The organism is Kosakonia sp. 1610, assembly GCF_050435845.1.
GTDB lineage: Bacteria > Pseudomonadota > Gammaproteobacteria > Enterobacterales > Enterobacteriaceae > Kosakonia > Kosakonia cowanii.
In genome coordinates this window covers 19,890-38,391 of sequence record NZ_JBNDKZ010000002.1, presented here as the reverse complement: position 1 = coordinate 38,391, position 18,502 = coordinate 19,890, and the positions used below count along the sequence as shown (strand labels likewise).

Here is an 18,502-nt window from a genome sequence, read left to right as displayed (position 1 = left end):
ATGTTTAAATATTTGACTGGTATGGTGTTAGTGCTGATGGCGACCTTCGCCCAGGCTGACCGTATCCGGGATCTCACCAGTGTACAGGGCGTACGTGAAAACTCCTTAATTGGCTACGGGCTGGTGGTTGGCCTGGATGGTACGGGCGACCAGACCACCCAGACACCGTTTACTACCCAGACGCTGAACAACATGCTCTCGCAGATGGGTATTACCGTCCCGCAGGGCACCAACATGCAGCTGAAAAACGTGGCGGCAGTCATGGTCACGGCGCAGCTTCCGGCCTTTGGCCGCCAGGGGCAGACCATCGACGTAGTGGTCTCCTCAATGGGTAACGCCAAAAGCCTGCGCGGCGGTACGCTGCTGATGACCCCGCTGAAGGGCGTCGACAGCCAGGTCTATGCGCTGGCGCAGGGCAACATCCTCGTTGGCGGCGCGGGCGCATCAGCCGGCGGCAGCAGCGTGCAGGTTAACCAGCTTAACGGCGGTCGCATTACCGGCGGCGCGGTGATTGAGCGTGAGTTGCCGAACCAGTTCGGGGCCACGAACAGCATCAACCTGCAGCTGAACCAGGAAGACTTCACCATGGCGCAGCAGATTGCTGACACCATCAACCGCGCACGCGGTTATGGCAGCGCCACCGCGCTGGATGGCCGTACCGTTCAGGTGCGCGTCTCCTCCGGCGGCAGCTCTCAGGTTCGTGCGCTGGCGGATATCCAGAATATGGAAGTCGGCACCACGCAGCAGGATGCGAAAGTGATTGTTAACTCGCGTACCGGCTCGGTGGTGATGAACCGCGAAGTATCGCTGGATAGCTGCGCCATTGCGCAGGGTAACCTCTCGGTCACCGTCAACCAGCAGAACAACGTGAGCCAGCCGAATACGCCATTTGGCGGCGGGCAGACCGTGGTGACACCGCAAACGCAGATTGACCTGCGCCAGAGCGGCGGCTCGCTGCAGAGCGTACGCTCCAGCGCCAACCTCAATAGCGTCGTGCGTGCCCTTAACGCCCTGGGTGCCTCGCCAATGGAGCTGATGTCGATTCTGCAGGCAATGCAGAGCGCCGGTTGCCTGCGTGCGAAACTGGAGATCATCTAATGTTGACCGACAGCCGAATGTTGACCAGCGCGGCATGGGACGCGCAATCGCTGAATGAACTGAAGTCAAAAGCCGGACAGGATCCGGCTGCCAACCTGCGCCCGGTGGCGCGTCAGGTGGAGGGGATGTTCGTGCAGATGATGCTGAAAAGCATGCGCGAAGCGTTACCGAAAGACGGGATTTTCAGCAGTGATTCAACGCGGCTGTATACCAGCATGTATGACCAGCAGATCGCTCAGCAGATGACCGCCGGTAAAGGTCTGGGTCTCGCCGATATGATGGTGAAACAGATGACCGGCGATCAGGCGCCGGTCGATCCGGCTGACCAGATGCAGCAGGTGCCGATGAAGTTCCCGCTGGAGACCGTCAACACCTATCAAAACCAGGCGCTGACGCAGCTGGTGCGCAAAGCGATACCAAAAGTACCGGATGCCGATGACGTTTCCGAAGCGGGTAGCGGGCAGGCACTCTCCGGCGACAGCAAAGACTTCCTCGCCCAGCTTTCGCTCCCGGCGCGGCTGGCGAGCCAGCAGAGCGGCGTGCCGCACCACCTGATCCTCGCGCAGGCTGCGCTGGAATCGGGCTGGGGCCAGCGGCAGATCCCGCGTGAGAACGGCGAGCCCAGCTACAACATCTTCGGCGTGAAAGCGACCTCAAGCTGGAAAGGGCCGACCACCGAAATCACCACCACCGAGTATGAAAACGGTGAGGCAGTGAAGGTGAAAGCCAAATTCCGTGTCTATAGCTCTTACCTTGAAGCGCTCTCCGACTATGTCGGCATGTTGACGCGCAACAAACGTTACGCGGCGGTAACCACCGCGGCAACGGCGGAGCAGGGCGCACAGGCGTTGCAGAGCGCCGGTTACGCCACCGATCCGCACTATGCCCGTAAGCTGACCTCAATGATCCAGCAGCTTAAATCGATGGGTGAGAAAGTGAGCAAGGCGTACAGCACAGATACACAAAATCTGTTCTAAAACGTCTCAAGTTTCACTCAGGGTTGCCGATAATCTTCAACAGGACTCATGTCTGAAAGTGTATAAGGAACCTCCATGTCCAGTTTGATTAACAGCGCAATGAGCGGGCTTAGCGCAGCCCAGGCCGCGCTCAATACCGCCAGTAATAACATTGCGAGTTATAACGTCGCGGGCTATACCCGTCAGACGACGGTGTTGACCAGTTCTAACAGCACGCTGACCGGTAGCGGCTACGTGGGCAATGGTGTCACCGTGACTGGCGTTCAGCGTGAGTATGACGCCTTTATTACCAACCAGCTGCGCGCGGCGCAAAACCAGAACAGCGGGTTGACCACGCGTTACGAGCAGATGTCAAAAATTGACGATGTGCTGTCGGATACCACCAACTCCCTGTCGAGCAGCCTGCAGAGCTTCTTCTCCAGCATGCAGACGCTGGTGAGTAACGCCTCCGATCCGTCGTCGCGCCAAGCGCTGCTCGGCAAAGCCGACGGTCTGGTAAACCAGTTTAAAGTGGCCGATCAGTATCTGCGTGACCAGGATAAACAGGTCAACTTATCTATCGCCACCAGCGTTGATCAGATCAACAACTACTCGAAGCAGATCGCCAACCTCAACCAGCAGATCTCTAAACTGACGGCGGTAGGTGCAGGCTCATCGCCAAACGACCTGCTCGATCAGCGCGATCAGCTGGTCAGCGAACTGAACAAAGTCGTGGGTGTGGAAGTCAGCACCCAGGATGGCAGCTATAACGTCAGCATGGGTAACGGCATTACTCTGGTGCAGGGTAAGGAAGCGCGTCAACTGGCGGCGGTGCCTTCCAGCGCAGATCCGGCACGTACCACGCTGGCGTATGTCGATAAGATTGCCGGTAATGTCGAGATCCCGGAAAAGCAGGTGACCACCGGTTCACTCGGCGGTCTGCTCTCATTCCGCACGCAGGATCTGGACCAGGCGCGTAATACGCTGGGCCAGCTGGCGCTCTCGTTCGCCGACTCCTTTAACCAGCAGCACGTTAAAGGCTTTGACGCAGACGGCGATGCGGGTGAGAAGTTCTTCAATATTGGCGGGCCTTCTGCCACGTCGAACAGCAAAAACAGCGGCGACGCTACGCTGACCGCGGCCGTAACTAACAGCTCTGCGGTACAGGCGACCGACTATAAAGTCGCTTTTGACGGCACGCAGTGGAACGTCACGCGTCTGTCCAATAACACCACCATTGCGGTAACGCCGGATACGACCGACGGCACGCTCAATTTTGATGGCCTGAAAGTCTCCATCAATAATGGCTCTACCGGCGCGAAAAAAGATGACAGCTTCACCATCCGTCCGGTGAGCAACGCGATTGTGAATATGAGCGTGGCGGTGACCGATGAGTCGAAAATCGCTATGGCGGGCGCGGCCGGTAACGGCGCGAGCGACAACCGCAACGGTCAGGATTTGTTAAAGCTGCAGAGCGCGAAAGTGGTCGGCGGGAACAAAACCTTTAACGATTCGTATGCCACGCTGGTGAGCGATGTCGGGAACAAAACCTCGACGCTGAAAACCAGCAGCGCGACACAGACTAACGTCGTGACCCAGTTGAGCAACCAGCAGCAATCTATCTCCGGGGTAAACCTCGATGAAGAGTACGGCAACCTGCAGCGTTTTCAGCAGTACTACCTGGCTAACGCCCAGGTGCTGCAGACCGCAAGCACGTTGTTTGATGCCCTGCTGGCCATTCGTTAAGTAAGAGGTGAGTCATGCGTATTAGCACGCAAATGATGTACGAACAAAATATGCGCGGCGTAACCAATGCTCAGGGCAAATGGTTAGGATACGGCGAGCAGATGACAACCGGTCAGCGCGTTAACCGCCCGTCTGATGATCCGATTGCCGCCTCGCAGGCGGTAGTGATCTCCCAGGCGCAGGCGCAAAACACGCAGTACGATACGGCGCGCACCTTCGCGAAGCAGAAAGTTTCCCTCGAAGAGAGCGTGTTGCAGCAGGTGACTACTGCCATCACGGGCGCACAGAGCAGCATCGTGAAAGCGGGCAACGGCTCGCTGAGTGATGATGACCGCGCCTCAGTTGCCGCCGAGCTGCAGGGCTTTCGCGATCAGTTATTGAACCTCGCGAACAGCACCGACGGTAACGGCCGCTATATTTTTGCCGGCTACCGCACGGAAAGTAAGCCTTACGACGCCACAGGCACCTACAGCGGCGGTAATGACTCCATTACTCAGCAGGTTGATGCTGCGCGTACCATGGTGATCGCCCATACCGGTGACCAGGTATTCAACTCCGTTACCAGTAATGCGACCAAAGAGCCTGTCGATCCTGCTACAGGCGTTGCGCCTGCGCCGGAGACGGATCTGTTCAAAATGCTCGACACGGCAATTGCAGCACTGAAGACGCCGGTAGCGGGCGACGAAACGGCGAAAGCCGCAGCGCAGGCTGCGGTGGATAAAACCAGCCGTGGTCTGGGCAACTCCCTGAACAACGTGCTGAGTGTGCGTGCTGAACTCGGTACTCAGCTTAACGAACTGGATACCCTCGATGCGCTTGGCGACGATCGTGCACTGTCGTTAAAGCAGCAGAAGAGCGATCTGATCGATGCTGACTGGAACTCGGTGATCTCCTCTTACACCATGCAACAAGCGGCGTTGCAGGCTTCTTATAAAGCCTTCACCGATATGCAGGGTATGTCACTGTTCCAGATGAATCGTTAATAACCTTTTTACTTTGGGCATATCCTGAAACTGGAGTATGTCTGCTATGCCCGCTCTGTCTCTCCAGAGCGGGCCTTTTTTTATCTATGCGTTTTGCTTCGCCTGCTCAAGCTTACGGGCATCGAAGAGACGAATCAGCAGTGCGATAAGCCCCGATACGCTCGCCAGTACCACCACCCCCTGCCATGAAGCGACAGCGTAAAGCTTGCTTCCCAGCGCGGAACCCAGCGCCATCCCAATAAACACCCCCGTAAAGAGCAGCGCATTGAGACGTCCCCGCGCCTGCGGCTCCAGGCTATAAACCAGATTTTGATGCGCGACGAGGCTTGATTGCAGGCCAAGATCAAACCCGACCGCAGAGAGGGCTATCAGCGCCAGCTGGCCATGGGGCGGCAGGGCAGGCAGCAGGAACATCAGGGCGAAGGAGATCGTTACCAGCCCGGCTCCCAGTTGGGTTACGCGCTCTGCACCCACTTTATCCGCAAGGCCTCCCGCCAGCGGCGCGGCTAACGCCCCTGCGGCACCGGCAATACCGAACGTCCCGGCAACCGCGCTGCCTAGCTGATAATGCTCAAGCAGCATCAGCGCCAGCGTCGACCAGAAGGCGCTAAAGGCGATGGATAAAAAGCCCTGCGCCATCGCCGCGCGGCGCAGCGTCGGGTAGCGCTGCCAGAGATGCGCCATTGAGCGCATCAGTGCCGGGTAGCTCAGCGTGGAGTGGGTAGCGAAGCGCGGCAATACTGACCACATTAAGAGGCCAATTAGTGCAATGCTGACCGCCGCGAGCTGATACATCACACGCCAGCCAAACGCCGCGCCGACAAAGCCGCTGACCGTCCGCGAGAGCAAAATACCGAGCAGCAGACCGGTCATTACCGTGCCGACCATTTTCCCCTGTTTCCCCGCCGGGGCGAGGATCGCCGCGGCCGGTACAATATCCTGCGCCATGGTCGCCGCCATGCCGATTAACAGGCTGACAATAAGCAGTGAGGGCAGGTGGCTGGTCAGGCTACAGGCCAGCAGTAACACCGCCAGCGCTGCGCTTTTCACCACAATTAAGCGACGGCGATCGTGACGGTCGCCCAGCGGCAGCAGAAAGAGAATGCCGAGCGCGTAACCGGCCTGGGTAAGCGTCGGTACCAGCCCCATACCGTTGATGGTCAGATGCAGATCGCTGCCCATCAGCGGCAGCAACGGCTGTGAGTAGTAGATGGCCGCGACGCTGAATCCTGCGCCAAGCGCCAGCGCAAAAAAGATGCCGTTTGCCATACGGGCAGAGAGCGATTGATGATTCATATGGTGTCCCCGAAGAGATAAAGCTGTGAATGCGTAGTCAGGCTACGGTGTGAGCGCATTTTTACCCATGGCGCGCTGGCGCGGTAGTCAGCGCAGTGGTAAAACGGTTATACGTGAAACGTATAGGCATAAAGATTATGAGGCGACAAGAGCGTATAGACCGGGTGGACTTAATGCGGACCTTTATCCGCATTGTGGAAGCAGGCTCGCTGTCGGCGGCGGCCCGCCAGCTGGAGACAACGCAGGCAACCGTCAGCCGTCGTTTGCAATCGCTGGAGACGCTGCTTGGCGTCAAGCTGCTGCTGCGCACCACCCATGCCATGAAGCTCACTGATGACGGCGAGCGCTGTTATCAACATGCTAAACGGGTAGCAGATGCCTGGGTGGCGCTGGAGGATGATCTCAGCCAGTCCGACGACGAACCGGTCGGCATGCTGCGGGTGCGCGCCCCGCATGCTTTTGGTCAGCAGCAGCTGCTGGTGCCGCTAACACAATTTCTTGAGCGTCATCCACAGCTGACGGTGGAGTGGATGCTGAATGATAAAACCGTCGACTTTCTTAGTGCCAATATCGATTGCGCCATTCGCGTCGGGGCAGAAGTCGATCCGGCTACCGTATCGGTGCTGCTGGCCGAAGTGCCGCGCAGCCTGGTGGCGTCGCCCGCGCTGCTGGAACGCTTTCCTGCCATTGATACACCGCAGCAGCTGGGCAACTTACCGTGGGTGGCGCTGAGTACCTTCTATCAGCATCAAATCACGCTGTACGCGCAGGATGATGAGCAGGTGCAGGTCGCCATCTCTCCACGCTTGTTTACCGACAGCCTTTACGCCGCGCGCAATACGGCACTTGCCGGGCTGGGGGTGACGTTAATCTCCAGTTGGGCGGTGGAAGAGGATATCCGTAGCGGCAGGCTGGTGACGCTGCTGCCCCAGTGGCAGGCGGCACCGTTACCGGTTCACCTTGTCTATCCGTGGGCGCGCTACTACCCCGCGCGGCTGCGTAAATTCTTGCAACTGATGCGGGAAGTGATGCCGGGGCTGAGCGGGATGCGTCAGCCGGAAATGCGGGCATAAAAAAAGCCGACCCGGAGGTCGGCTTGTTGCAGCGTTTTACTTACTCAACCGCTGGCGGTTTGGTCGCCGGCGCGGTGGCGGTATGCGTGGCGCTGTGACCGCCCGCAGAACCTTTACCGTCAAAGTTGAACGCCGGGCGAACCCAGTCGCTGTGGCGCGGTGCTTCCTGTACATACGCAGGGGCAGGCGCTTTAGTCATCGGCGCGGTTGCAACCACCGGCGCGTCGGCTTTCACCGGCGCAGCTGTTTCAGCTTTCACCGCTACAGGGACTTCAACTTTCACCGGAGCAGGAACTTCAGTTTGCACTGGAGCTTCAACTTTCGCCGGAGCAACGTCTTCAACAACCGGTGCAGGCGCAGCCTCTTCTTTCACTGGCTCGGCCTCTTCGGCAACCTGCTCTGCGACAGGGCGATCTTCCTCAGCAATCAGCTGCGGCTGCTCGTCTACCGGGGCAGAGATCGCTTCCGGATGGGTCGTTTCAACCTCGACCGGAGCTGGCTCCGCAACCGCTGCCTGCGGTTCAATCACTTCTGGCTGTTCGCTGACAGCTGCGGCTTCAACCGGTGCCTGCGGCTCAACAACGTCAGCCTGCGGGGCGGTGACCAGCTGGGCTTCAGCTACGGCTGGGGCAACTTCATGCTCTGCTGCATGCTGCTGCTCGGTTTCCAGCGCGCTGTTGTGCTGGATCTCCTGCTGCTCTTCCTGCGCACGTGGCACCGGATAGCGAACCCACACTTTACCGGAAGCCATCTCCGGCGAGGCGCAGGCGATAGTCAGCGGCATGGCGGACTGTACCGGGTAGCGCTCGTCACGGTAGCGACGGCGGCGTTGACCGCTGACACGCAGGTGACGCGGGGAGCGGCGTGAGCGGCGCGGCATGGTATTTTCACGCGCTTCACCGTTCTCTTCCTGCTCCAGCACCGGGGCGTTTTCAACCACAGCCGGCAGATCGACTTTCGCGAGCTGAGTATGCTGCTCCTCTGGCGCGGTCTCTGCGACGGTTTCGTCGATAACGGTTTCAGCACGGTTATCATCGATGCGCACTTTCTGGCTCAGCTGGCGCTGTTTGCGGCGCGGCATCACCTGAACACGCTCTTCCTGCTCCGCTTCCTGAGCAGGCTGCTCTTCGCGGGTCAGCTCTTCACGGTTCAGCTCTTTAACTTCCTGCTGCGCCTGACGTTTGTCATCACCGCGGCGGCGGTTGCGTTCACGACGTGACGGCTGCTGCTCGTCGCGGGTTTTCGCTTTATCCGACTCGTCAACGACGGTGTTCTGGCGCGGCTCGCGATTCTCCGCGTTCTGCTGCGGTTTTTCACGACGGTTGCGGCGGTTATCTTCGCGACCTTCACGGTTCTCACGACCTTCGCGGTTATCACGATTGTCGCGGTTGTCACGTCCTTCGCGACCCTCGTTGCCTTCGCTACGGGAGTCACGCGAATCGCGGCGATCGTTACGGTCGCGACGGTTGCTTTGACGCGGTTTACGACGCTCCTGCGAACGCTCAGGTTTCGCCTCTTTCTTCTCTTCCTTCACTTCAACCGGCGCAGGCGCTTCTTCGCCAGCAAACAGGTTTTTCAGGGCAGAGACGATGCGGCCAAACAGACCCGGTGCCGCGGTAGTGGTAGCGGCAGGCTGTGCCTGTGCTACAGGCGCGGGCTCCTGGGCTTGCGGCGCAGGCGGCACGTCCGGCATTACAAAGGTGGCGAGGGCAGGCTGCTCAGGCAGTTTACGCTCGGCATACTCCTCTTCAGACGGCAGCGCCATCTCCTCTTCATGCAGCTTCGGCAGCAGGTAGCTGAGAGTTGGCGTCTCTTCGCCTTTACGCACGCGCAGCACCGAGTAGTGCGGCGTTTCCATCTGATCGTTCGGCACGATGACGCAGCGCACGCCGCCCTGACGGGCTTCGATAGCGCTGACGGCGGCACGTTTTTCGTTCAGCAGGTACGAGGCAACAGGCACCGGCACAATGGCGTGCACTTCCTGGGTGTTCTCTTTCAGCGCTTCTTCTTCAATCAGACGCAGAATAGAGAGCGACAGGGATTCGTTGTCACGGATGGTACCCGTACCGCTACAGCGCGGGCAGACGTGATGGCTCGATTCACCCAGCGACGGGCTCAGACGCTGGCGGGACATCTCCAGCAGGCCGAAGCGGGAGATATGGCTGATCTGGATACGTGCACGATCCTGACGTACCGCTTCACGCAGACGGTTTTCAACCGCGCGCTGGTGGCGAACCGGGGTCATGTCGATAAAGTCGATAACGATCAGGCCGCCGAGGTCGCGCAGACGCAGCTGACGGGCAATCTCATCTGCCGCTTCGAGGTTGGTGTTGAACGCCGTCTCTTCAATGTCGCCGCCGCGGGTTGCGCGAGCGGAGTTGATGTCGATGGCGGTCAGCGCTTCGGTACTGTCGATAACAATCGAGCCGCCGGACGGCAGACGCACTTCACGCTGGAAGGCGGATTCGATTTGCGACTCAATTTGGTAGTGGCTGAACAGCGGGATTTCACCGGTGTAGAGCTTAATTTTGCTGCTGAAATCCGGACGGCCCAGTGCGGCGATATGCTGGCGAGCCAGCTCCAGCACTTTCGGGTTATCAATCAGGATTTCGCCAATGTCCTGGCGCAGATAGTCACGGAAAGCGCGAACGATAACGTTGCTCTCCTGGTGAATCAGGAACGGAGCCGGGCGGCTCTCTGCGGCTTTCTGAATCGCTTCCCAGTGTTTCAGGCGGAAGCTGAGATCCCACTGCAGCGCTTCGGCAGATTTGCCAACGCCTGCGGTACGCACGATAAGACCCATGCCATCCGGCAGTTCGAGGCTAGACAGCGCCTCTTTCAGCTCGGTACGGTCATCGCCTTCGATACGGCGGGAGATGCCGCCCGCGCGCGGGTTGTTCGGCATCAGAACGAGGTAGCTGCCGGCGAGGCTGATAAAGGTGGTCAGCGCCGCGCCTTTGTTGCCGCGCTCTTCTTTGTCGATCTGGACGATAACTTCCTGGCCTTCACGCAGCACATCTTTGATGTTCGGACGGCCATGCGCGTTGTAGTTGGCGGGGAAGTATTCGCGAGCGATCTCTTTGAGGGGGAGGAAACCGTGACGTTCAGCGCCGTAGTCAACGAAGGCAGCTTCAAGGCTCGGTTCAATGCGGGTGATTTTACCTTTGTAGATATTGGCTTTTTTCTGTTCATGCCCGGGGCTTTCGATATCCAGGTCGTACAGACGTTGCCCATCAACAAGTGCGACACGCAACTCTTCTTGCTGAGTTGCGTTGATTAACATTCTTTTCATCGTAACTTACTCATTATTCTTACATTGACGACTAAGCTGCGGGCAAGATTTTGCCTTTCCGGGGAGAACCGATGGCCTCGAGTCTATTACGCGTCGCCAACCTCACGGTTATCGCTCGCTTAAGAGGCGCAGTGTGTCGGTTGCCTGCATTTCCTGTGGAAAATACAGCGCAATTATCAGGGGAACAGCCTGGGAAAAACTCTCCAGAGAAGATTCCATCTACCGGTAAGGACTGCAACCCGCAGCCCGCTAACTGCCTGAAAGATCAATACGTCTTACGCCATTGCTGCGTGTATGATCGGACAGGCAAAACTGGTCATTCCGCTCATTTACTTGTTTTAGCAAAATTCAACACGGAAAACGGCAACATTATTCCCTGCGAACCCTGTTATAGCAAGCTGACTTTTACCATTTATCACCCGGTTACTCACAGTTTCTTCACCTTTGCCCGGAGATTGGTTTAATAACCACCGAATCAACTGTATGAAACGCTGTTTACCGAATGTAATAGTCAATATAAGCATATAAAAATGAGTGGCGCTATTCAGCGTGGCTATTTAGAATCGCCTCCCATGAAAACTGAGACATTAGCCGTAAAATTTGTTGCTATCACCGCAGACGAAGCGGGGCAACGCATTGATAACTTTTTGCGTACGCAGTTGAAGGGCGTACCGAAGAGCATGATCTACCGTATTTTGCGTAAAGGCGAAGTACGTGTGAACAAAAAGCGCGTAAAACCAGAATATAAACTGGAAGATGGCGATGAAATTCGCATCCCGCCGGTACGCGTGGCCGAAAAAGAAGAAGAGGCAGTTTCGCCGCACCTGCAAAAGGTCGCCCAGCTTAACGACGTGATCCTCTACGAAGATGATCATATTCTGGTGCTGAATAAACCCTCGGGCACCGCGGTACACGGCGGCAGCGGCCTCAGCTTTGGCGTGATCGAAGGGCTGCGTGCGTTGCGCCCGGAAGCGCGCTTCCTCGAACTGGTTCATCGCCTCGATCGCGACACCTCCGGCGTGCTGCTGGTGGCGAAAAAGCGTTCGGCGCTGCGTTCGCTCCATGAGCAGCTGCGCGGTAAAGAGATGCAGAAAGATTATCTGGCGCTGGTGCGCGGGCAGTGGCAATCCCACGTGAAAACCGTGCAGGCACCGCTGCTGAAAAATATTCTGCAGAGCGGCGAGCGCATCGTACGGGTTAACAGTGAAGGTAAGCCGTCGGAAACGCGCTTCAAAGTGGAAGAGCGCTACGCTTTCGCCACGCTGGTACGTTGTAGCCCGGTAACAGGGCGTACGCACCAGATCCGCGTTCATACCCAGCATGCCGGGCATCCCATTGCCTTTGACGATCGCTACGGCGATCGCGAGTTTGATAAGCAGCTTGCCTCAACCGGCTTATCACGCCTCTTCCTGCATGCGGCGGCGCTGAAGTTCACCCACCCGGCAACCGGCGAGACGCTGCGCATCGAAGCGCCCCTCGACAACGCCCTTAAGCACTGCCTGACGACGCTGCGTAACGCAAAATAACGTCTCACCCCTCCGTTGCGGAGGGGATCGCTTACGGCTTCAGCCACCTGTCCAGCCACGGAAAGACCTCATCCTGCTGCTGCTGATAAAAGACATGGCCCAGTTCGGGCCAGCTTTTGGTCACCAGTTTTTCATCGGCATGCTGCGACGCCCAGACGCGGTGCACTTTCTCAAAGGCCTCTGCGACCGCCTGGGGCGGGAAGAGCTTATCTTTACCGCCGCTGAAGATCAGCATCGGTTTTGGTGCAGCGAGGCTGGCAATATCGGGAATATCCATCAGCGCCGGCATTCCAGGGTGCAACATATAAAAGGCTGACTGCCCGCGCAGCACATTATTCCCGGGCTGCATCAAGCCATTGTAAGTGCCGAACCACGAAATCACCGCCGTGGCGGCCACCTTGTCACTCAGTGCAGCCAGTTGCCAGGCGCGGAACCCGCCCATTGAGAAGCCCAGCACGCCGACGCGTTTGCTATCGACCCCTGCATGCGCGGCGATAAAATCGACGGTGCGCATATCTTCATATGCCACTTCGCCCGCAAGAGAACGGCCCAGATTGAAGTAGTTGCTGGCCAGCGCCTGCTGTTGTTCATAGACCATCGGCCCGCGATCGCCCCAGCCGGGGCTGTCGATAGCGATAACCGCGTAACCGCGCTGCGCCAGCTCGTCGCCAATAAATTTTCCGCTGAAGAACTTATCCGCCCATGCCTGCGCGCTGGCGAGTTTTTTAGCGTCATTCCACGGTTTGATGAGCTTCTCTTTGCCGATATCAAATTTCGAACCGTGATCGTGCAGAAGCACCACCGCCGGATGCGGGCCGGGCGTTTTTGGCATCAGCAGCAGGGCCGAAATGCGGTTGTCGTCGGTAATGTTAAGCGCCAGTTTTTCGGCGGTGTAGCTGCCGCGATCCTCTTTGCTTATTGTTTCCGGCGCGAAGATTTTTGTGGCATCGGGGGTGAGGAGGGCGGCACGAAAGCGTTGGCGGCTCTCTGTTTGCCATTGATTAAAATCGGTGTAGTGGCCGGAGAGCCAGGAGTCAGGGTAGAGCATTTGCGCTTTCAGCGCGGGCCAGCTTGCCGGGAGATTGCCTTCGACGACGCCCTCGGTTTGCCACGTCTCTTGTGCGCTGGCCGCAGCGGAAATCAATAACGCAGCGGCCAGCGCCGTTTTGCACGACATCTTCATCATTACCCCTCAAATTAAAACGCCGTTTTAATATTGAGAGTGACTCTACAGGTCGTGTACTAAACAATCTGTGATCGCTTAAGCATTAGCTTAACAACGGGTTGCGCTCCTCGCGGCGCAGCATCTGGCATAGTGCAATCAGTGGCAGCCCGACCAGCGTATTCGGGTCGCGCCCTTCAAGCCGCTCGAACAGCGCGATGCCCAATCCTTCGCTTTTAAAACTACCGGCACAATTAAGCGGACGCTCTTTGCGCACGTAGTCCTCGATCTCCTGCTCATTTAAATGGCGGAAATGGACGTCGAAGGGTTCGCACTCCGTTTGCAGATGCCCGGTTGCCGAATTATAGAGCGCCAGTCCCGTATAGAAGGTGACAATATTTCCGCTCGCTTTCAGCAATTGCTGGCGTGCATTCTCTTCCGTATGCGGTTTGCCGTTAATTTCGCCATTCAATACGCACACCTGGTCGGAACCAATTATCAGATGGTGCGGATATTTATCCGCCAGCGATTGCGCTTTTTCCTGAGCCAGGCGCAGCACGAGGTGGCGGGGCGTTTCACCGGGGTGCGGTGTTTCGTCGGTTTGTGGCGCCGCACACTCAAAGGGGAGGCCGAGTTTATCCAGCAGCGCGCGACGATAGGGTGAAGTTGAAGCAAGAATAAGAGGAGACATATTTTTTCCACCAAATATGGCTTAACGATGAGAGGCAAATTAAACTGTAGGCCGCAATGTGTGCGAATAATTGGCAAAAGGCAACCGCAGGCTGCCTTTTTCTTTGACTCTATGACGTTACAAAGTTAATATGCGCGCCCTATGCAAAAGGTAAAATTACCCCTGACTCTTGATCCGGTTCGTACCGCTCAAAAACGCCTTGATTATGAGGGTGTCTACACTCTCGATCAGGTCGAGCGCGTCGCCGATTCTGTTGTCAGCGTAGAAACTGATGTGGAGTGCTCCATGTCGTTTGCTATTGATAATCAGCGTCTGGCGGTGTTAACCGGCGATGCGAAGGTTACGGTAGCTCTCGAGTGCCAGCGCTGCGGGAAACCGTTCACCCATCACGTCTACACAACGTATTGTTTTAGTCCTGTGCGTTCAGACGAACAGGCTGAAGCACTGCCGGAAGCGTATGAGCCGATTGAGGTTAACGAATTCGGCGAAATCGATCTGCGGGCGTTGGTTGAGGATGAAATCATTCTCGCCTTGCCAGTAGTTCCGGTGCATGATTCTGAACACTGTGAAGTGTCCGAGGCGGACATGGTCTTTGGGGAATTGCCTGATGAAGCGCAAAAACCCAATCCATTTGCCGTATTAGCCAGCTTAAAGCGTAAGTAATTGAGGAGTAAGGTCCATGGCCGTACAACAGAATAAACCAACCCGTTCCAAACGTGGCATGCGTCGTTCCCATGACGCGCTGACCGCAGTCACCAGCCTGTCTGTAGACAAAACTTCTGGTGAAACCCACCTGCGTCACCACATGACCGCTGACGGTTTCTACCGCGGTCGCAAGGTTATCACTAAGTAATCACGCGCAAGCGTGATGAAGCTTAGTGAGGCTTTCCCCGCTCAGGCGGGGATAAACCGAACCAGGCTCTGACGATACCTTGACACGTCTAACCCTGGCGTTAGATGTCATGGGGGGCGATTTTGGCCCCTCCGTGACAGTGCCTGCAGCTTTGCAGGCACTGAATTCTAATTCGCAACTCACTCTCCTGTTAGTCGGCGATCCCGACGCAATCACGCCATTACTTGCCAAAGCTGATTTCGAGCAGCGATCTCGCCTGCTTGTTGTTCCTGCACAGTCAGTTATTGCCAGTGATGCGCGCGCGGCGCAGGCGATCCGTAATAGTCGCGGTACGTCAATGCGTATTGCGCTGGAGCTGGTGAAAGAGGGGCGCGCCCAGGCCTGCGTCAGCGCAGGCAATACCGGGGCGCTGATGGGGCTGGCGAAGCTGCTGCTCAAACCCCTCGACGGCATTGAACGCCCGGCCCTGGTGACGGTATTACCGCATCAGCAAAAGGGCAGAACGGTGGTGCTCGATCTGGGTGCGAATGTCGATTGCGATAGTACGATGCTGGCACAATTCGCCGTTATGGGTGCCGTCATGGCGGAGGAGATCCTTGAGATCGCCAACCCGCGGGTCGCTCTGCTCAATATTGGTGAAGAGGAGAGCAAAGGCCATGACAATATCCGCGAAGCTGCCGCGTTATTACGCGAAGCGCCATCCATCAACTACATTGGTTACCTGGAAGCGAACGAATTATTAACCGGCAAGACGGATGTGCTGGTGTGTGACGGTTTCACCGGAAACGTCACGCTAAAAACTATGGAAGGGGTTGTCAGAATGTTCCTTTCGCTGCTGAAATCGCAGGGCGAAGGGAAAAAAAGGGCGTGGTGGCTCATCTTACTCAAACGTTGGTTACAAAAAAGTCTGATAAGTCGATTCAGCCACCTCAACCCCGACCAGTATAATGGTGCCTGTCTGTTAGGATTGCGCGGCACAGTGATTAAAAGTCACGGCGCAGCCAATCAGCGCGCGTTTTGCGTCGCGATTGAGCAGGCAGTGCAGGCGGTGCAGCGGCAAGTCCCACAACGGATTGCCGCTCGCCTGGAATCTGTGTACATCGCATCGGCTTCGTCTGCACTGGGCGACGAAAGCAAGAACGTATGTATATTATCCAAGAGTGACTGAGCGCACATGTATACAAAGATTATTGGTACCGGCAGCTATCTGCCAGAACAGGTTCGAACAAACGCCGATTTAGAAAAAATGGTCGATACCTCCGACGAGTGGATTGTCACGCGTACGGGTATTCGTGAGCGTCGTATTGCTGCGGCAAACGAGACTGTATCGACTATGGGCTTTGAGGCCGCTAAACGCGCGCTCGAAATGGCCGGCATCGATAACGATCAGATTGGCTTAATCATTGTCGCAACCACTTCAGCGACCCACGCTTTCCCAAGCGCTGCCTGCCAGATCCAGAATATGCTGGGGATTAAAGGCTGCCCGGCGTTTGACGTTGCCGCCGCCTGCGCAGGCTTTACCTATGCCCTGAGCATTGCCGATCAATACATCAAATCCGGCGCGGTAAAACATGCGCTGGTAATTGGCTCCGATGCGCTGGCGCGTACGCTTGATCCGGAAGATCGCGGTACGATTATCCTCTTTGGTGACGCTGCGGGCGCTGCCGTACTGGGCGCTTCAGAAGAGCCGGGGATTATCTCCACGCATATGCACGCTGACGGAAGCTATGGCGAACTGCTGACGCTGCCGAATCTTGATCGTGTAAACCCGGAAAATCCGACCTATTTAACGATGGCGGGTAACGAAGTCTTTAAAGTTGCCGTCACCGAACTGGCGCATATTGTTGACGAAACGTTGGCTGCCAACAACCTCGAGCGCAGCGAGCTGGACTGGCTGGTGCCGCACCAGGCGAACCTGCGTATTATCAGCGCAACGGCGAAAAAACTCGGCATGTCGATGGACAATGTAGTGGTAACACTCGATCGTCATGGCAATACGTCTGCCGCTTCCGTGCCTTGCGCACTGGATGAAGCGGTGCGTGACGGGCGCATCAAAGCTGGCCAGCTGATCCTGCTTGAAGCCTTTGGCGGCGGGTTCACCTGGGGCTCTGCGCTGGTACGTTTCTGAGTATAAGGATAAAAAAATGACGCAATTTGCATTTGTGTTTCCGGGACAGGGTTCCCAGACTGTCGGCATGTTGGCCGATATGGCTGCGACCTGGCCGGTTATCGAAGAGACTTTCCAGGAAGCTTCAGCGGTGCTGGGCTACGATCTCTGGGCGCTGGTGCAGCAAGGCCCGGCGGAAGAGCTGAACAAAACCTGGCAGACGCAGCCGGCGCTGTTGACGGCTTCTGTCGCGCTGTGGCGCGTATGGCAGCAGCAGGGCGGTAAAGCGCCTGCGCTGATGGCAGGTCATAGCCTTGGCGAATACTCTGCCCTGGTTTGCGCTGGCGTAATCGCGTTTGCTGATGCGGTTCGCCTGGTTGAACTGCGCGGTAAGTTTATGCAGGATGCCGTTCCGGCAGGTACCGGTGCGATGTCCGCGATTATCGGTCTTGATGACGCCGCAATTGCACAGGCGTGTGAAGCCGCTGCCGAAGGGCAGGTTGTATCGCCGGTAAACTACAATTCACCGGGTCAGGTTGTTATTGCGGGTCATAAAGAAGCCGTTGAGCGTGCGGGAGCTGCCTGTAAAGCCGCTGGCGCAAAACGTGCGCTGCCGCTGCCGGTAAGCGTTCCTTCCCACTGCGCGTTGATGAAACCTGCGGCAGAGAAACTCGCTGCTGAGCTCAGCAATATTACGTTTAATGCGCCGCAAATCCCGGTGATCAATAACGTTGATGTGGCGTGTGAAACTACCCCGGAAGCGATTCGCGATGCGCTGGTGCGCCAGCTCTACAGCCCGGTTCAGTGGACTAAAAGCGTTGAGTTTATGGCGTCACAGGGCATTGAGCACCTGTATGAAGTGGGCCCGGGTAAAGTCCTCACCGGCCTGACTAAACGTATTGTTGACACCCTGACAGCCTCGGCGTTGAACGAGCCGGCGGCGATGTCAGAGGCACTTGCGCAATAAAAGAGGAAGACCATGAGTTTTGAAGGAAAAATCGCGCTGGTTACCGGTGCAAGCCGCGGTATTGGTCGCGCAATCGCCGAAACCCTCGTAGCCCGTGGCGCGAAGGTGATTGGTACTGCGACCAGCGAAAGTGGCGCGCAGGCAATCAGCGATTATCTGGGTGCGAACGGTAAAGGTCTGCAGTTAAATGTGACCGACCCTGCATCTATCGAATCTGTGCTGGAAAACATTCGCGCTGAGTTTGGCGAGGTCGATATTCTGGTGAATAACGCCGGTATCACCCGTGACAATCTGCTGATGCGCATGAAAGATGATGAGTGGGACGATATTATCGAGACCAACCTTTCATCTGTTTTCCGTCTGTCAAAAGCGGTAATGCGAGCTATGATGAAAAAGCGTCATGGGCGTATTATCACTATCGGTTCTGTGGTTGGTACCATGGGAAATGCCGGTCAGGCCAACTACGCTGCGGCGAAAGCGGGTCTTATCGGTTTTAGTAAATCGCTGGCGCGTGAAATTGCGTCCCGCGGTATTACGGTAAACGTTGTTGCTCCGGGTTTTATTGAAACGGACATGACGCGTGCGCTATCTGACGATCAGCGTGCGGGTATTCTGGCGCAAGTGCCTGCAGGCCGTCTCGGCGGTGCGCAGGAAATCGCCAACGCGGTTGCATTTTTAGCCTCTGACGAGGCGGGTTACATCACTGGTGAGACCCTGCACGTCAACGGCGGAATGTATATGGTTTAACCACG

At 57.0% G+C, this 18,502-nt stretch carries 17 protein-coding genes; 13 read left to right on the top strand and 4 right to left on the bottom strand.

All coding sequences use genetic code 11. From position 1 onward, the window contains the following. The 4 genes from ABIC80_RS08190 to flgL all read left to right on the top strand — a co-directional run bounded on the left by ABIC80_RS08190 (nt 1) and on the right by flgL (nt 4,783). Nucleotides 1-1,098, top strand: coding sequence for a flagellar basal body P-ring protein FlgI (locus tag ABIC80_RS08190; protein ID WP_023481768.1), 1,098 nt, complete (start codon nt 1-3; stop codon nt 1,096-1,098). Further along, a complete protein-coding gene (flgJ, locus tag ABIC80_RS08185; protein ID WP_094420235.1) occupies nt 1,098-2,075 on the top strand; it encodes a flagellar assembly peptidoglycan hydrolase FlgJ in 978 nt (325 codons plus the stop codon). Before ABIC80_RS08190 ends, flgJ begins: the two co-directional genes overlap by 1 nt. A gap of 75 nt (nt 2,076-2,150) precedes the next feature. Beyond that, nucleotides 2,151-3,800 carry a flagellar hook-associated protein FlgK gene (gene flgK / locus ABIC80_RS08180; protein ID WP_076769683.1) on the top strand — a complete coding sequence of 550 codons (1,650 nt, stop codon included), beginning with the start codon at nt 2,151-2,153 and terminating at the stop codon, nt 3,798-3,800. A gap of 14 nt (nt 3,801-3,814) precedes the next feature. Next, nucleotides 3,815-4,783 (top strand): flagellar hook-associated protein FlgL, encoded by a 969-nt coding sequence (gene flgL, locus ABIC80_RS08175; protein ID WP_429176571.1) that lies wholly within the window; start codon nt 3,815-3,817, stop codon nt 4,781-4,783. A gap of 84 nt (nt 4,784-4,867) precedes the next feature. On the opposite strand, the gene ABIC80_RS08170 is transcribed toward flgL, so the two are convergent. Further along, a complete protein-coding gene (locus ABIC80_RS08170; protein ID WP_200579352.1) occupies nt 4,868-6,079 on the bottom strand; it encodes an MFS transporter in 1,212 nt (403 codons plus the stop codon). Nucleotides 6,080-6,216: 137 nt separating this feature from the next. Here ABIC80_RS08170 and ABIC80_RS08165 point away from each other — a divergent pair, with 137 nt between their 5' ends. Further along, on the top strand, nt 6,217-7,152 hold the full coding sequence (locus tag ABIC80_RS08165) for a LysR family transcriptional regulator (protein WP_429176568.1): 936 nt from the start codon (nt 6,217-6,219) through the stop codon (nt 7,150-7,152). 40 nt (nt 7,153-7,192) lie between these two features. On the opposite strand, the gene rne is transcribed toward ABIC80_RS08165, so the two are convergent. Further along, nucleotides 7,193-10,444, bottom strand: coding sequence for a ribonuclease E (rne, locus tag ABIC80_RS08160; RefSeq protein ID WP_429176565.1), 3,252 nt, complete (start codon nt 10,442-10,444; stop codon nt 7,193-7,195). 71 nt (nt 10,445-10,515) lie between these two features. On the opposite strand from rne, the gene ABIC80_RS08155 reads away from it, so the two are divergent. Beyond that, complete coding sequence (locus ABIC80_RS08155; RefSeq protein ID WP_139567097.1) at nt 10,516-10,908, top strand: hypothetical protein; 393 nt, start codon at nt 10,516-10,518, stop codon at nt 10,906-10,908. A 108-nt stretch (nt 10,909-11,016) separates the two neighbouring features. Further along, nucleotides 11,017-11,970, top strand: a complete 954-nt coding sequence (gene rluC / locus ABIC80_RS08150) for a 23S rRNA pseudouridine(955/2504/2580) synthase RluC (protein WP_023481636.1) — start codon at nt 11,017-11,019, stop codon at nt 11,968-11,970. A 31-nt stretch (nt 11,971-12,001) separates the two neighbouring features. Here the strand turns inward: rluC and ABIC80_RS08145 are convergent, their stop codons facing one another. Both ABIC80_RS08145 and ABIC80_RS08140 read right to left on the bottom strand, forming a co-directional pair. Beyond that, nucleotides 12,002-13,147, bottom strand: coding sequence for a dienelactone hydrolase family protein (locus ABIC80_RS08145; protein WP_200579565.1), 1,146 nt, complete (start codon nt 13,145-13,147; stop codon nt 12,002-12,004). A gap of 91 nt (nt 13,148-13,238) precedes the next feature. Further along, a complete protein-coding gene (locus ABIC80_RS08140) occupies nt 13,239-13,823 on the bottom strand; it encodes a Maf family protein (RefSeq protein ID WP_042714964.1) in 585 nt (194 codons plus the stop codon). Nucleotides 13,824-13,964: 141 nt separating this feature from the next. On the opposite strand from ABIC80_RS08140, the gene yceD reads away from it, so the two are divergent. The 6 genes from yceD (at nt 13,965) to fabG (ending at nt 18,497) form a co-directional block, all read left to right on the top strand. Next, nucleotides 13,965-14,486 (top strand): 23S rRNA accumulation protein YceD, encoded by a 522-nt coding sequence (gene yceD, locus ABIC80_RS08135; protein ID WP_023481686.1) that lies wholly within the window; start codon nt 13,965-13,967, stop codon nt 14,484-14,486. A 16-nt stretch (nt 14,487-14,502) separates the two neighbouring features. Further along, nucleotides 14,503-14,676 (top strand): 50S ribosomal protein L32, encoded by a 174-nt coding sequence (rpmF, locus tag ABIC80_RS08130; protein WP_006819481.1) that lies wholly within the window; start codon nt 14,503-14,505, stop codon nt 14,674-14,676. Nucleotides 14,677-14,755: 79 nt separating this feature from the next. After that, nucleotides 14,756-15,844 (top strand): phosphate acyltransferase PlsX, encoded by a 1,089-nt coding sequence (gene plsX / locus ABIC80_RS08125; RefSeq protein ID WP_094193151.1) that lies wholly within the window; start codon nt 14,756-14,758, stop codon nt 15,842-15,844. 6 nt (nt 15,845-15,850) lie between these two features. Continuing rightward, the gene (locus ABIC80_RS08120; protein ID WP_023481420.1) at nt 15,851-16,804 is read left to right on the top strand and encodes a beta-ketoacyl-ACP synthase III; all 954 of its coding nucleotides are present in this window, start codon (nt 15,851-15,853) and stop codon (nt 16,802-16,804) included. A 16-nt stretch (nt 16,805-16,820) separates the two neighbouring features. Next, complete coding sequence (gene fabD / locus ABIC80_RS08115; RefSeq protein ID WP_094420227.1) at nt 16,821-17,750, top strand: ACP S-malonyltransferase; 930 nt, start codon at nt 16,821-16,823, stop codon at nt 17,748-17,750. A 12-nt stretch (nt 17,751-17,762) separates the two neighbouring features. Next, nucleotides 17,763-18,497 carry a 3-oxoacyl-ACP reductase FabG gene (fabG, locus tag ABIC80_RS08110; RefSeq protein WP_312277289.1) on the top strand — a complete coding sequence of 245 codons (735 nt, stop codon included), beginning with the start codon at nt 17,763-17,765 and terminating at the stop codon, nt 18,495-18,497. The last annotated feature ends 5 nt before the right edge of the window (nt 18,498-18,502 follow it).

Coding starts and splice junctions, on each gene's coding strand:
- ABIC80_RS08190 (WP_023481768.1), top strand. CDS start 1: ATGTTTAAATATTTGACTGGTATGGTGTTAGTGCTGATGGCGACCTTC.
- flgJ (WP_094420235.1), top strand. CDS start 1,098: ATGTTGACCGACAGCCGAATGTTGACCAGCGCGGCATGGGACGCGCAA.
- flgK (WP_076769683.1), top strand. CDS start 2,151: ATGTCCAGTTTGATTAACAGCGCAATGAGCGGGCTTAGCGCAGCCCAG.
- flgL (WP_429176571.1), top strand. CDS start 3,815: ATGCGTATTAGCACGCAAATGATGTACGAACAAAATATGCGCGGCGTA.
- ABIC80_RS08170 (WP_200579352.1), bottom strand. CDS start 6,079: ATGAATCATCAATCGCTCTCTGCCCGTATGGCAAACGGCATCTTTTTT.
- ABIC80_RS08165 (WP_429176568.1), top strand. CDS start 6,217: ATGAGGCGACAAGAGCGTATAGACCGGGTGGACTTAATGCGGACCTTT.
- rne (WP_429176565.1), bottom strand. CDS start 10,444: ATGAAAAGAATGTTAATCAACGCAACTCAGCAAGAAGAGTTGCGTGTC.
- ABIC80_RS08155 (WP_139567097.1), top strand. CDS start 10,516: ATGGCCTCGAGTCTATTACGCGTCGCCAACCTCACGGTTATCGCTCGC.
- rluC (WP_023481636.1), top strand. CDS start 11,017: ATGAAAACTGAGACATTAGCCGTAAAATTTGTTGCTATCACCGCAGAC.
- ABIC80_RS08145 (WP_200579565.1), bottom strand. CDS start 13,147: ATGTCGTGCAAAACGGCGCTGGCCGCTGCGTTATTGATTTCCGCTGCG.
- ABIC80_RS08140 (WP_042714964.1), bottom strand. CDS start 13,823: ATGTCTCCTCTTATTCTTGCTTCAACTTCACCCTATCGTCGCGCGCTG.
- yceD (WP_023481686.1), top strand. CDS start 13,965: ATGCAAAAGGTAAAATTACCCCTGACTCTTGATCCGGTTCGTACCGCT.
- rpmF (WP_006819481.1), top strand. CDS start 14,503: ATGGCCGTACAACAGAATAAACCAACCCGTTCCAAACGTGGCATGCGT.
- ABIC80_RS08120 (WP_023481420.1), top strand. CDS start 15,851: ATGTATACAAAGATTATTGGTACCGGCAGCTATCTGCCAGAACAGGTT.
- fabD (WP_094420227.1), top strand. CDS start 16,821: ATGACGCAATTTGCATTTGTGTTTCCGGGACAGGGTTCCCAGACTGTC.
- fabG (WP_312277289.1), top strand. CDS start 17,763: ATGAGTTTTGAAGGAAAAATCGCGCTGGTTACCGGTGCAAGCCGCGGT.